Genomic DNA, 12,789 nt, shown 5'->3' with positions numbered 1-12,789 from the left:
GGGAAAACCATGAAACACAACATCCTCAAAATAAGTGCCGGTTTACTGGCCTTGGCGGTGACGGGCGGCGCGTCCGCCAAGACCTTAGTCTATTGCTCAGAAGGCTCGCCAGAGCAGTTCAACCCACAGCTCTACACCTCGGGAACCTCGGTAGACGCCAGCGCGGTGCCTATCTATAACCGTCTGGTCGATTTCAAAGCCGGTACCACCGACTTAGTGCCAAGCCTCGCCGAAAGCTGGGACATCAGCCCGGACGGCAAAACCTACACTTTTCATCTGCGCAAAGGGGTGAAATTCCAGAGCAGCAAGATTTTCACGCCAACCCGTGACTTCAACGCTGACGACGTGATTTTCTCCTTCATGCGCCAAAAAGACGAAAACAACCCCTACCACAAGGTGTCGGGCGGGACTTATCTCAACTTCGATAGCCTGAAGATGGGGGACCTGATTGGCAGCATCGACAAGGTGGATGATTACACGGTTCGCTTCAATCTGACGCGCCCTGAAGCCCCGTTTGTGGCTGATTTGGCATGGTATTTCGCCTCAATCCTCTCGGCGGAATATGCCGACCAGATGCTGAAAGCCGGTACGCCAGAAAAAGTGGATATGAATCCTATCGGCACCGGCCCCTTCGAGCTGGTGCAGTACCAGAAAGACACCCGTCTGCTGTACAAAGCTTTCCCGGAATACTGGCAGGGCAAGTCGAAAATCGACCGTCTGGTGTACACCATCACGCCTGATGCCTCGATGCGCCTCGCCAAGCTGGAGAAGAACGAGTGTCAGGTGATGCCATTCCCGAATCCGGCTGACTTGGACCGTATGCGCGCCAATAAAGACATTAATTTGATGAGCAAGTCCGGGTTGAATACCGGCTTCCTGTCCTTCAATACTCAAAAACCGCCGTTGGATAATGTGAAAGTGCGCCAGGCGCTGAGCATGGCGATCAACAAGCCGCAAATCATCGAAGCCGTGTTTCAGGGCACCGGGACAGTAGCCAAAACGCTGCTGCCGACCGGCGTCTGGGGCTATAACGATAAAGTGGTGGATTACGATTTCTCACCAGAAAAAGCCAAAGCGCTATTAGCCGAAGCCGGTTTCCCGAATGGTTTTGATATCGATCTGTGGGCGATGCCGGTTCAGCGTCCGTACAACCCAAATGCCCGCCGCATGGCCGAGATGATTCAGTCCGACTGGGCGAAAATTGGCGTGAAGGCGCACATTGTGAGCTATGAGTGGGGCGAGTATCAGACCCGCATTCGCAACGGCGAGCACATGGCCGCGCTGATGGGCTGGACCACCGCCAACGGCGACCCGGACAACTTCTTCGGCCCGCTCTACACCTGTAACGCAGCCAAAGGCGGTTCTAACTCGGCCAAGTGGTGCTATCCGCCATTCGATAAGTTAATCACCGAAGCTAAAGAAACCACCGATCACGACAAACGCGTCGCGCTGTACGAAGAGGCGCAGCAAGTGATGCACGATCAGGCTCCGGCAGTGTTTATCGCCCACTCGACGATTTTCGAACCCGTTCGCAAAGAAGTGACCGGGTATGAAGTCGACCCGTTTGGGAAACATATTTTCTACCAGACGGACATTAAGGAGTAGGAAAGAGGGCAGCTTTCGGGGCGCTAACTTTTGGGCTGCTGCCCTGACCTGCTTTTTAAATCTTTAAATTCAAATTCAAATTCAACTTCAAAACCGTGGGCGTCGGCCCACACCGACCAAGGGAGGCGTAAACGCGCCTCCCTTGGAACCCTGCGTTTTTTCTGTTGTGAGATCGAGGCTGCGCAGGGTCGGAATGGACGTGTTTCAGCGGCCACGGTGTTCGCCGCGAAGTGCCGCCGCTTAGGCGGTTCCCTCAGTTCGGGCTTCGAGCCTTGGGTCTCGAACCACTCCTTCGGCGTCACTTCTGAACGCGGCCTACTGGCATTTACACCGAACCTTTTCAGTGGTTTGGGGTTGGTTTGCTCCCCCCTGATAAGAGGGAGGCTGGGAGGGAGTAAGTCAAACTCCTGAAACGGCACGGTTGAGAAGCCCCAAAACCGCAGTCAAAAATGGCGCTGAGCAAGAGGTTCAAGACCTAAGGCTTGAATCCCGCAGCGAAGGCACCGCCTAAGCGGCGACATTTTGCGGTGGATAGCTGAAGTACCTGAAACACGTCCGCCCAAAGAGCGGAGCGCGCAGTAAAGAGCCGGGGAGTCTTGAGGGGCGCGGCGATAGGCGCCCCTCAAGGCCGGTGTGGCGGCAGCGCACGACCTTGACCTTAAAAGGCTCGCTTGGGAAGCCCATCCCAATCACCCCTTCAGAACGTTCTCCAGCGCCTCCTTCAACTCCTGATGCCCAAACGTAAACCCTGCATCCTCGAGCCTTCTCGGTACGGCTCGCTGGCCGCCTAGCACCAGAACGGCAGACTCACCCATCAACAGGCGCACAACGCCCGCCGGCACGCGCATAAAGGCCGGGCGGTGGAGCACTTCACCCAGCAACGCGCTGAACTGTTCGTTGCGGGCGGGGTAAGGGGAAACCATGTTGAAAGGGCCACTCAGGGTTTCGTGCATTAGCAGGAAAATGATGCCATTGACCATGTCGTCGATATGGATCCACGGCATATATTGCTGGCCGTCGCCGAACGGGCCGCCGAGACCGGCGCGGAAGGGCAGCACCATTTTCGCCAGCGCGCCCCCTTTACGGGCTAAGACTACGCCGGTGCGCAGCAGGCAGACTCTGGTGTGGTCGCTCTCTGCGGCTAAAGCCAGGGCTTCCCAACGGGCGCAGAGCTGCCAGGTGAACTGCTTATTTGGCGGCTCATCTTCGGGCACTAACGCCTGACCTTGGTCGCCGTAATAGCCCACGGCGGAACCGGAAATGAAGACTGACGGCGGCTTCTGGCTGGCGTTAATCAGGGTGGCGAGTCGCTCGGTGACCTGCCAGCGGCTATCGCATAACTTCTGTTTCTGATCTTTGGTCCAGCGCTTATCGGCGATTGGCTCTCCGGCAAGATTGATCACCGCGTCGAAGCCGTCTAAAGAGGTTTTATCTTCCAGCGACTCCCACAGCAGCACCTGCGGGCCAAGCACCTTGGCGGCGCGGGAGGGGGAGCGAGTCAGCGCCGTGATATGGTGCGACTGGCCGAGCAGACGTTCTGTGAGTCGGCGTCCGATAAGGCCGGTGGCTCCGGTTATCAAGATTTTCATAGGCTGGCTCCTTAACTTATTGAATGCCCATTGGAAGGCTTCTTTTTAGCATAGGTTACTCCTCGCACTAAACACGCGATATGGAGCACATCCTGAGTGAAATATTTTTATCCCCAATGCGTCGATAACCCGCGCGGGTATCGGCAAAACTCACCGCATTGGGGATAAGAACGGCTGAGCGTGAACTACTTGTTGTCGGCCACGGCGTAGGCTTTTTGCGTCGCAGGGCGGTTCTTGATGCGTTCAAACCAGTTGCGCACGGCAGGGTAGTCCGCCAGATCAATCCGTTGCCGCTCGTGTGAAACTGCCCACGGGTAGGTTGCGATATCGGCAATGCTGTAGTTTTCGCCCGCAATATAGGCGTTTTTCTCCAGCTGGGTATTGAGCACGTTGTACAGGCGTTGGGTTTCTTGCAAATAACGCTCGATGGCGTAAGGGACGGGCTGCGGGGCGAAGTGGGTGAAATGGTGGTTTTGCCCCAGCATCGGGCCGAATCCGCCGACTTGCCAGTAGAGCCACTGGAGGGTCAGGGTACGTTCGCGTAGCTCTTGGCTGAGCAGTTTGCCGGTTTTGTCGGCGAGATACTGCAAGATGGCGCCGGATTCGAACACGCTAATCGGCGCGCCGTTATCAACTGGCTGGTCATCAACAATGGCAGGAATTTTATTATTGGGCGAGATGGCGAGAAACTCGGGTTTGAACTGGTCGCCGGAACTGATGTTAATGCGTTGAATTCGGTAGGGTATTTCGGCTTCTTCCAGAAAGAGCGTGATTTTGTGTCCGTTGGGTGTTGGCGCGTAATATAAATCAATCATAATGCCTCCTGCGTTATTAGATTTTGTGGCCGACATGCGGCAGAGCGGGATTCTGATAATCAAAGAATAGCGTTGAATTCTTACTGTCTCGGGTGCAACATCCGCAAACTATCAACTTTAGGTTAACATATCAGTTAAGCTTGGTTGGCACTGTGAGACTAGTCTGATGGTTTCCGGCCCGGACTGTCTTAGCTTTAAGCGTGGAACAATGCCACTCTGGCTATTGAAGCGCCCCCGCAGAGACAGATAGAATCAGCGGATACTCAATTTTACCCTTAGAAGGTTTCATAGGATGGCGGAACAAGAGCAGAACACCGGCACCGGCGAATGGGTTGATATCGTCAACGAAGAGAACGAAGTTATAGCCCAGGCTAGCCGTCAACAGATGCGAGCTCAGTGCCTGCGCCATCGTGCCAGCTACATCGTGGTTCACGACGGCATGGGTAAAATCCTGGTGCAAAGACGCACCGAGACCAAAGATTTCTTCCCTGGTTGGTTAGATGCCACCGCCGGCGGCGTGGTGCAGAGTGGGGAGATTGTGCTGGATTCCGCCCGTCGCGAAGCAGAAGAGGAGCTGGGTATTGCCGGCGTGCCTTTTGCTGAGCACGGCATGTTCTACTTCGAAGAGCCAAACAAGTGCCGCGTGTGGGGCGCGTTGTTTAGCTGTGTTTCCCACGGTCCTTTTGCCTTGCAGGAAGAAGAGATCGACGAAGTCAGTTGGATGACGCCAGAAGAGATCACCGCCCGTTGTGACGAATTCACCCCAGATTCGCTGAAAGCGCTGTCACTGTGGATGACCCGCAATAATGAGAAAGAACACGGTAAGCCGTTGGTTCGTGAAGAGAAAATCTTACCAGGCGATCCGCTGCCGGTTGAAACCTCTTCCTTCTCGCTGGGTGATGTTCAGGAAAGCAAAAACGCTGACGGAGCTTAATGGCTTCTGAGTAAAATGCACCAAGGGGCGGCTTAGGCCGCCCTCTGCATTTCTGCGGATAAATCATGTTTTAACAGCTATCGCGACGGCAAAGTGATGAGGCAATCGCGACCTCTTCCCACTCTTCATCGTTAATGCGCGCCAGCAGGGCCTGCGCCGCGCGGATGCCAATCTCTTTGTGCGGAATGGCAATGGTGGTCAAGGGCGGCTGGCACACCTTGCTCACGTCACTGTTACCAAAACCCACCACCGCTAAATCATCCGGTACTTTCACTCTCCGACGCTGGCATTCGTACAGCACGCCGCAGGCCAGCTCGTCGGAAACGCACACCAGCGCGTCGATTTCAGGCCACGCCAGCAAGAACTCCGGCAGCTGGTGCGCGCCAGTGGTGAAGCTGGCCGGTTCGGCTGAATTGATCACCCGATGCACCGACATGTGGGCCTTAAGCATGGCTTTATGCCAGCCTTGCAGATGCTGCTGGAAAATCCACTGCTCCTGATTGGCGCACAGCATGCCAATGTTTTTATAGCCGCGGTCGATCACCGTTTTGGTCAGTTGATACATGGCTTCGACATTGTCGATGCCAATATTCATATCAATGGGCGACTCGGTCAGCGCGCCAATCTCCAGCACCGGGATCGAGGTATTATCCAGCCAATTGCGCACATTCGGCGAGTGCTCGACGCTGAGCAAAATGGCGGCGGCGAGGTTGTAAGACAGGAGGGTTTCGAGCAGCTTCTCTTCGCGATCGAGACGATGCTGCGACTCCGCCAGCATGATTTGGTAGCCGGCGGGTTGCAGGATTTTTTGCAACCCGGCGAACATCTCGGCACAACCCGGCTCTGACAGGCTTGGGACAATCATCGCAATAGTGTAGGAAGAGGCGGAAGCGAGCGAGCTGGCGGCCTGATTGGGTAAATAGCCGAGCTGGCTGACGGCTTCTTCAATTTTTTCACGCAGTTTATCCGAAACCTGCTCCGGCGTTCTTAGCGCCCGGGACACGGTCATACTCCCGACACCCGCGAGTTGCGCGACATCGGCCAGCGTCACTCTTCCGGTACTGCGTCGTTTTTTGTTAATCGACATTCACTATCCTGACTCTCAACTGCGCGTCTCGCGCAGGGCATCGCAATCTAAAATGGGCCGCAAACCGGAGGGTTCCCGCAAGAACGGCAGGGGTAACAGCGGCAGATGTGATGAATTATCGGCAAATCGTGGACAAAGTATATCCTTATTTCTCATCTCCAATGTTGTCTGATACCCGAGGGTGATTATTTTTGATAGCGCTATCACAGAATCAAATCATAGAAGTTTGGTAGCGCTACCTTTGTGAGTTGCATCACAGATGTTAACGCTATCGCTGAGTAGAGTCTGGATCGTTAATGGGATCGGGGGAGGTTGTTAATGCTTTTAACTATGGCGACCTTTAGGCCCACTGACACACCAAGTAAGAATTCCAAAAATAAGAGTCAGGAGTTGCAATGCTTAATGATTGGCTGACACCAGATACGATTCACATTAGACACGACATCACTGACTGGCGCGACGCCGTGAAAGCCAGTGCTGAACCTTTACTGGCGAATGGCACCATCACCGCTGATTACGTTGAGGCGATTTTTGCCCAGCATGAGAAGTTGGGTCCGTACTACGTTTTGGCACCGGGTATTGCCATGCCGCATGCCCGTCCTGAAGAGGGTGCCAAGGGGCTAGGATTATCTTTGCTGACACTGCCTCACGGCGTGAAATTCAATTCAGAAGATAATGATCCGGTTTATAGCGTAGTGATGTTAGCGGCACCGGATAAACACAGCCATATCGAATTAATTTCTGAGCTGGCTGAGTTATTTTCCAGCGAAGATGAAATGCAAAAAATATTTGCAGCGAAAGACATTAAAACTATTCAGGACATTATCTCTAAATTCTAATTCCTGAACCAATGGAATAACGTCAGTTCATCATGGATGCGTAATACGGTATACATCAGGCTAATACTGGTGAATTACCCTACAAACTTTAAAACACAGGTAAATAACATGAAAATTATGGCGATTTGTGGTTCAGGTTTAGGCAGCAGCTTTATGGTGGAAATGAACATCAAGAAAGTGCTGAAAAAGTTGAATATTCAGGCCGACGTTGAACACTCCGATCTCTCCTCTGCCACACCGGGCGCAGCGGACCTGTTCGTGATGGCGAAAGATATCGCCGCCAGCGCAGGCGTTCCAGAGAATCAGTTAGTGGTCATTACTAACATTGTGGATATTAATGAGCTGGAAACCAAGTTAGTCGCCCACTTCGAAAAATATCCTGTGTGATAAGACGATTATTCTAAAAATAAAGAGGTGTATATGTTTATCCAGGAAACGCTCAAGTTTGTGGTTGATATATTAAAAGTGCCTTCTATTTTGGTCGGTCTTATTGCGTTGATCGGTCTGGTCGCACAAAAGAAAAACTTTTCCGATGTGGTGAAAGGCACGGTAAAAACAATATTAGGCTTTCTGGTATTGGCGGGCGGTGCCACGGTATTAGTCGGGGCATTAAATCCTTTAGGCGGCATGTTTGAACATGCTTTCAGCATTCAGGGGATCATTCCAAATAACGAAGCGATTGTCTCTATCGCTTTGGAGAAATTCGGTGCGCCTACTGCCTTGATCATGGCGTTCGGCATGGTGGCTAACTTGATCGTCGCGCGTTTCACTCGCCTGAAATACGTGTTCCTGACTGGTCACCACACCTTCTACATGGCCTGTATGATCAGCGTTATCCTCACCGTTGCTGGTTTTGAAGGCGTGGGTCTGGTGTTCACCGGTTCCCTGACGCTGGGTCTTATCATGGCGTTCTTCCCGGCACTGGCGCAGCGCTATATGCGTCGCATCACCGGCAATGACGACGTGGCATTCGGCCATTTCGGCACTATCGGTTATGTGCTGTCCGGCTGGATTGGTAGCAAGGTCGGTAAAGGTTCGCGCTCAACCGAAGAGATGAACCTGCCGAAGAACCTCAGCTTCCTGCGCGATAGCTCGATTTCTATCTCGCTGACCATGATCATCATCTACCTGATCCTCGCGGTGTTCGCGGGCCAACTATTCGTTGAGCAGACTTACAGCGCGGGCCAGAACTACTTGGTGTACTCCATCATCATGGCTATCACCTTTGCGGCGGGCGTGTTCATCATCCTGCAAGGCGTGCGTCTGATTCTGGCGGAAATAGTTCCGGCATTCGTCGGCTTTTCTGAGAAGCTGGTGCCAAATGCTCGCCCGGCGCTGGACTGCCCGGTGGTGTACCCTTACGCGCCAAATGCCGTGCTGATTGGCTTTCTGTTCAGCTTCCTCGGCGGTCTGGTTGGCCTGTTCCTGCTGGGTCAGTTCAATCTGGTGTTAATTCTGCCGGGCGTAGTTCCGCACTTCTTCACCGGTGCTACCGCTGGCGTGTTCGGTAACGCCACTGGTGGGCGTCGCGGCGCAATGGTTGGCGCATTTGCCAACGGCGTGCTGATCACCTTCCTGCCAGTTCTGCTACTGCCGGTACTGGGTGCGCTGGGCTTCGCCAACGCCACCTTCTCCGATGCTGACTTCGGCGTCATTGGTATCCTGCTCGGCAACCTGGCTCGCTTTATGTCGAAAGAAGCCATTATGGCGCTGATCGTGGCTATCTTCGCCGCGCTGGTGGCCTACAACTATCTGGCGAAAAAGCCAGCCGCAGAAAAAGCAGTAAGCGAAAAGTAATTCTTCCTAAGTACCACTAACCATCCGGGAAAGCACAAGGTAAGGCCTGTTAGTCATTAACAGGCCGAGCCAAGTGCTAACTAAAATAAGGACCAATAAACATGAAAGATGTCCAAGAGGTTCGTGAGTTTGCTCGTCAAATCCGTATTGAGACCCTAAAAATGCTCACCGGATTAGGCTTTGGTCACTACGGCGGCAGCATGTCGGTGGTCGAAACGCTGGCGGTGCTGTATAGCGACGTGATGCGTATCGACCCGACCAAGCCAGACTGGCAAGAGCGTGATTATTTTGTTCTGTCGAAAGGCCACGCTGGCCCGGCGCTGTATGCCACGCTGGCGCTGAAAGGCTACTTCCCGCAGGACGATTTGAAAACGCTAAACCAGAATGGCACCAAGTTGCCGAGCCATCCTGATCGCCTGCGCACCGTTGGCGTGGATGCAACGACCGGATCTCTGGGACAGGGCGTGTCCATTGCCACCGGCATGGCGCTGTCGCACAAACTGGCGAAACGCGATAATCGCGTGTTCTGCGTGGTGGGCGACGGTGAGTTGAATGAGGGCCAGTGCTGGGAGGCTTTCCAGTTTATTGCTCACCACAACCTCAACAACCTGACGGTGTTTATTGACTACAACAAGCAGCAGCTCGACGGTTTGCTGGATGAAGTGATTAAGCCGTTTGATTTAGCCGGTAAGTTCAGCGCCTTTGGCTTCGACGTGTTGACCATCAAAGGCGATGACATTGTGGCCTTGCAAAACGCGCTGACGCCGGTACGTCAGGGCGAGCAGCGCCCGCTGGCCATCGTGCTCGACAGCGTGAAAGGACAGGGCGTGAAGTATCTGGAATCACTGGCTAACTCGCACCACCTGCGATTAACCCCGGATGTGAAACTGGAAATCGAAAACGCCATTGCTGAACTGGAGGCCGCCCATGTTTGAAGTCACGCTGGAACTGAAACCCGACAACATTGAAATGCGTAAAGTCTACGGCAACGTGGTGCGGGAAAAAATCGTTGAGAACACGCCAATTATTGCTCTCGAAGCTGACTTGATGAGCGCCATGGCGATGGACGGCGTCCATCGTGACCATCCGCAGCACGTGATTAACTGCGGCATCATGGAAGCCAACGTGATTGGCGTCGCCGCTGGCCTGTCTCTGACCGGGCGCGTGCCCTTCGTGCACACTTTCACCGCCTTCGCCAGCCGTCGCTGCTTCGACCAGCTGTTTATGTCTTTGGATTACCAGAAGAATAACGTCAAGGTGATCGCCTCTGACGCCGGAGTCACCGCCTGCCACAATGGCGGCACGCACATGTCTTTCGAGGATATGGGCATTGTGCGGGGCTTAGCGAACTCGATTGTGTTGGAAGTCACCGACGCCGTGATGTTCCGCGATATCTTACAGCAGCTGGTGGATCTGAAAGGCTTCTACTGGGTGCGCACCATCCGCAAACAGGCGACTCAGGTGTATAAAGAGGGTTCCACCTTCACCATCGGTAAAGCCAACCTGCTGCGCGATGGTAATGATATCACCCTGATTGCCAACGGTATTATGGTAGCTGAGGCCTTAAAAGCGGCGGAGATGCTGGCTCGTGACGGCATCAGCGCGGCGGTTATCGACATGTTCACCCTGAAACCTATCGACAAAGAGATCATTCAGCAGTACGCCGCCAAAACCGGCAAAATCGTTACCTGTGAGAACCACAGTATCCATAACGGGCTGGGTTCGGCGGTGGCCGAAGTGCTGGTCGAGCATACGCCGGTGCCGATGCGCCGCGTGGGCGTGAAGGAGCGCTATGGACAGGTCGGCACGCAGGACTTCTTGCAGCAGGAGTACGGCCTGACCGCCGAGCACATTCTCGAAGCAGCGAAACAGCTGCTGTAACGGAATTGAGCCAAAAAAAACGCCGACATAATGTCGGCGTTTTGCATTCTGAGCAGGCAGGAAATTAAGCTTTAGCTGCTGCTTCAGCCTGAGCAGATTGAATCGCAGTCAGTGCCACGGTGTAGACGATATCGTCAACCAGCGCGCCGCGAGACAGGTCGTTGACTGGCTTACGCATACCTTGCAGCATTGGCCCGATAGACACCAAATCAGCAGAACGCTGAACCGCTTTATAGGTGGTGTTACCGGTGTTCAGGTCTGGGAAGATGAACACGGTCGCTTTACCCGCTACCGGCGAGTTTGGCGCTTTGGACTTCGCCACGTCAGCCATGATTGCGGCGTCATATTGCAGTGGACCGTCGATGATCAGGTCCGGGCGTTTTTCCTGCGCCAGACGAGTCGCTTCACGCACTTTCTCAACGTCGCTACCTGCACCCGAGTTACCGGTGGAGTAGGAGATCATTGCCACGCGTGGTTCGATACCGAAGGCGGCGGCGGAATCCGCAGATTGGATAGCGATTTCAGACAGCTGTTCAGCCGTTGGGTCCGGGTTGATGGCGCAGTCGCCGTAAACCAGCACTTGGTCAGGCAGCAGCATGAAGAACACGGAAGAAACCAGCGAGCTGCCCGGCGCCGTTTTGATCAGCTGCAATGGTGGGCGGATGGTGTTCGCCGTGGTGTGAACCGCGCCGGATACCAGACCGTCAACTTCGCCTTTTTCTAGCATCAGGGTGCCGAGAACCACGTTGTCTTCCAACTGCTCGCGGGCAACCACTTCGGTCATGCCTTTGCTTTTACGCAGTTCAACCAGGCGGGCCACGTACTCTTCACGCACCACAACCGGGTCAACAATCTGGATGCCTTTGCCCAGTTCGATACCCTGAGCAGCGGCAACGCGTTGGATCTCTTCTGGATTACCCAGCAGCACGCATTCTGCGATACCACGTTCAGCACACAGCGACGCGGCTTTCACGGTACGCGGCTCGTCGCCTTCTGGCAGCACGATACGTTTTTTCGCATTACGCGCCAGTTCGGTCAGCTGATAGCGGAACGCCGGAGGAGACAGGCGGCGTGAACGCTCGGAGTGGGCGCTCAGGGAGTTGATCCAGTCGCTGTTGATGTGGGAAGCCACGTACTGTTGCAGCTTCTCAACGCGCTGGTGGTCATCAGCAGGCACTTCAAGGTTGAAGCTTTGCAGGCTGAGGGAAGTCTGCCACGTGTTGGTATCCACCATAAAGACCGGCAGGCCAGTTTTGAATGCGCGCTCGCACAGGGTGTTGATGCGATCGTCGATGTCATAGCCGCCAGTCAGCAAGATAGCGCCGATTTCCACGCCGTTCATCGCCGCCAGACAGGCTGAAACCAGTACGTCTGGACGATCAGCAGAGGTCACCAGCAGTGAACCCGGGCGGAAGTGCTCCAGCATGTGCGGAATGCTGCGCGCGCAGAAGGTTACGGATTTCACGCGGCGAGTCTGGATGTCACCTTCATTGATAACGCGGGCATTCAGGTGTTTTGCCATGTCGATGGCGCGAGTGGCGATCAGCTCGAAGCTCCAAGGAATGCAGCCCAGCACCGGCAGCGGGCTGTTAGCGAACAGCTGGCTTGGGTCAACGTTAGCAACACTTGCCTTGGTGGAGTCGTCGAAGATTTCAGACAGGTCAGGGCGCGTACGGCCTTGATCATCAACCGGGGCGTTCAGTTTGTTGATGATAACGCCGGTGATATTTTTGTTTTTGCTGCCGCCGAAGCTGCTACGTGCCAGCTCAATGCGCTCTTTCAGCTGAGCCGGAGAGTCATTGCCCAGCGCGATGACGAAGACGATTTCGGCATTCAGGGTTTTGGCAATTTCGTAGTTCAGGGCGTTAGCGAACTGATGTTTACGGGTTGGCACCAAGCCTTCAACCAGCACGACTTCTGCGTCTTTGGTGTTTTCGTGGTAACGGGCGATGATCTCTTCCATCAGCACGTCCTGTTGGTTAGAGCTCAACAGGTTTTCCACGTGGCTCATTTTCAGCGGCTCAGCAGCAGGTACGCTGGAGTTGGCGCGGATAATGGTGGTGGTTTGGTCTGGCGAATCACCGCCGGTGCGCGGCTGGGCGATAGGCTTGAAGATGCTTAGGCTAACGCCTTTTTGTTCCATGGCACGGATCACGCCAAGGCTGACGCTGGTCAGACCGACGCTGGTGCCTGTAGGGATCAACATAATTGTACGGGACACGGCTAAACCTCTCTGGAATGC

General features: G+C 54.4%; 11 protein-coding genes. 7 read left to right on the top strand and 4 right to left on the bottom strand.

The genetic code is table 11. The annotated features are described in order from the left end of the window. Positions 1–9: 9 nt before the first annotated feature. Positions 10–1,605: an ABC transporter substrate-binding protein gene (locus tag ACT3RT_RS03195; RefSeq protein WP_485901414.1), complete on the top strand. Its 1,596-nt coding sequence runs from the start codon at positions 10–12 to the stop codon at positions 1,603–1,605. 689 nt (positions 1,606–2,294) lie between these two features. Here ACT3RT_RS03195 and ACT3RT_RS03190 read toward each other — a convergent pair. Beyond that, complete coding sequence (locus ACT3RT_RS03190; protein ID WP_496202483.1) at positions 2,295–3,194, bottom strand: TIGR01777 family oxidoreductase; 900 nt, start codon at positions 3,192–3,194, stop codon at positions 2,295–2,297. A gap of 185 nt (positions 3,195–3,379) precedes the next feature. Beyond that, the gene (gene yfcG / locus ACT3RT_RS03185; RefSeq protein ID WP_353502781.1) at positions 3,380–4,009 is read right to left on the bottom strand and encodes a GSH-dependent disulfide bond oxidoreductase; all 630 of its coding nucleotides are present in this window, start codon (positions 4,007–4,009) and stop codon (positions 3,380–3,382) included. A gap of 292 nt (positions 4,010–4,301) precedes the next feature. On the opposite strand from yfcG, the gene yfcD reads away from it, so the two are divergent. Continuing rightward, positions 4,302–4,943, top strand: coding sequence for an NUDIX hydrolase YfcD (gene yfcD, locus ACT3RT_RS03180; protein WP_396132406.1), 642 nt, complete (start codon positions 4,302–4,304; stop codon positions 4,941–4,943). Positions 4,944–5,013: 70 nt separating this feature from the next. Here the strand turns inward: yfcD and ACT3RT_RS03175 are convergent, their stop codons facing one another. Then, a complete protein-coding gene (locus ACT3RT_RS03175; protein WP_353502779.1) occupies positions 5,014–6,030 on the bottom strand; it encodes a LacI family DNA-binding transcriptional regulator in 1,017 nt (338 codons plus the stop codon). Positions 6,031–6,425: 395 nt separating this feature from the next. On the opposite strand from ACT3RT_RS03175, the gene ACT3RT_RS03170 reads away from it, so the two are divergent. The 5 genes from ACT3RT_RS03170 to ACT3RT_RS03150 all read left to right on the top strand — a co-directional run bounded on the left by ACT3RT_RS03170 (position 6,426) and on the right by ACT3RT_RS03150 (position 10,547). Then, positions 6,426–6,869, top strand: a complete 444-nt coding sequence (locus ACT3RT_RS03170) for a PTS sugar transporter subunit IIA (RefSeq protein WP_353502778.1) — start codon at positions 6,426–6,428, stop codon at positions 6,867–6,869. A gap of 108 nt (positions 6,870–6,977) precedes the next feature. After that, positions 6,978–7,256 (top strand): PTS sugar transporter subunit IIB, encoded by a 279-nt coding sequence (locus tag ACT3RT_RS03165; RefSeq protein ID WP_353502777.1) that lies wholly within the window; start codon positions 6,978–6,980, stop codon positions 7,254–7,256. A gap of 33 nt (positions 7,257–7,289) precedes the next feature. Further along, entirely contained in the window at positions 7,290–8,666 is a 1,377-nt protein-coding gene (locus tag ACT3RT_RS03160; protein ID WP_496202482.1) for a PTS ascorbate transporter subunit IIC, read from the top strand. Between the two features lie 101 nt (positions 8,667–8,767). Beyond that, a complete protein-coding gene (locus tag ACT3RT_RS03155; RefSeq protein WP_396132407.1) occupies positions 8,768–9,601 on the top strand; it encodes a transketolase in 834 nt (277 codons plus the stop codon). Next, positions 9,594–10,547, top strand: coding sequence for a transketolase family protein (locus ACT3RT_RS03150; protein ID WP_496202481.1), 954 nt, complete (start codon positions 9,594–9,596; stop codon positions 10,545–10,547). Before ACT3RT_RS03155 ends, ACT3RT_RS03150 begins: the two co-directional genes overlap by 8 nt. A 64-nt stretch (positions 10,548–10,611) precedes the next feature. On the opposite strand, the gene pta is transcribed toward ACT3RT_RS03150, so the two are convergent. Next, the gene (gene pta, locus ACT3RT_RS03145; RefSeq protein ID WP_353504000.1) at positions 10,612–12,753 is read right to left on the bottom strand and encodes a phosphate acetyltransferase; all 2,142 of its coding nucleotides are present in this window, start codon (positions 12,751–12,753) and stop codon (positions 10,612–10,614) included. Positions 12,754–12,789 lie beyond the last annotated feature (36 nt).

This window comes from Ewingella sp. AOP9-I1-14 (assembly GCF_052375995.1).
In the GTDB taxonomy this organism is placed as follows: Bacteria; Pseudomonadota; Gammaproteobacteria; order Enterobacterales; family Enterobacteriaceae; genus Ewingella; species Ewingella allii.
This window is presented reverse-complemented; position numbering and strand designations above follow the sequence as displayed.

Bases quoted from the DNA above. Each gene is read 5' to 3' on its own strand.
- ACT3RT_RS03165 (WP_353502777.1), top strand. From the start codon at position 6,978: ATGAAAATTATGGCGATTTGTGGTTCAGGTTTAGGCAGCAGCTTTATG.
- ACT3RT_RS03160 (WP_496202482.1), top strand. From the start codon at position 7,290: ATGTTTATCCAGGAAACGCTCAAGTTTGTGGTTGATATATTAAAAGTG.
- yfcG (WP_353502781.1), bottom strand. From the start codon at position 4,009: ATGATTGATTTATATTACGCGCCAACACCCAACGGACACAAAATCACG.
- pta (WP_353504000.1), bottom strand. From the start codon at position 12,753: ATGTTGATCCCTACAGGCACCAGCGTCGGTCTGACCAGCGTCAGCCTT.
- ACT3RT_RS03150 (WP_496202481.1), top strand. From the start codon at position 9,594: ATGTTTGAAGTCACGCTGGAACTGAAACCCGACAACATTGAAATGCGT.
- ACT3RT_RS03175 (WP_353502779.1), bottom strand. From the start codon at position 6,030: ATGTCGATTAACAAAAAACGACGCAGTACCGGAAGAGTGACGCTGGCC.
- yfcD (WP_396132406.1), top strand. From the start codon at position 4,302: ATGGCGGAACAAGAGCAGAACACCGGCACCGGCGAATGGGTTGATATC.
- ACT3RT_RS03195 (WP_485901414.1), top strand. From the start codon at position 10: ATGAAACACAACATCCTCAAAATAAGTGCCGGTTTACTGGCCTTGGCG.
- ACT3RT_RS03190 (WP_496202483.1), bottom strand. From the start codon at position 3,194: ATGAAAATCTTGATAACCGGAGCCACCGGCCTTATCGGACGCCGACTC.
- ACT3RT_RS03170 (WP_353502778.1), top strand. From the start codon at position 6,426: ATGCTTAATGATTGGCTGACACCAGATACGATTCACATTAGACACGAC.
- ACT3RT_RS03155 (WP_396132407.1), top strand. From the start codon at position 8,768: ATGAAAGATGTCCAAGAGGTTCGTGAGTTTGCTCGTCAAATCCGTATT.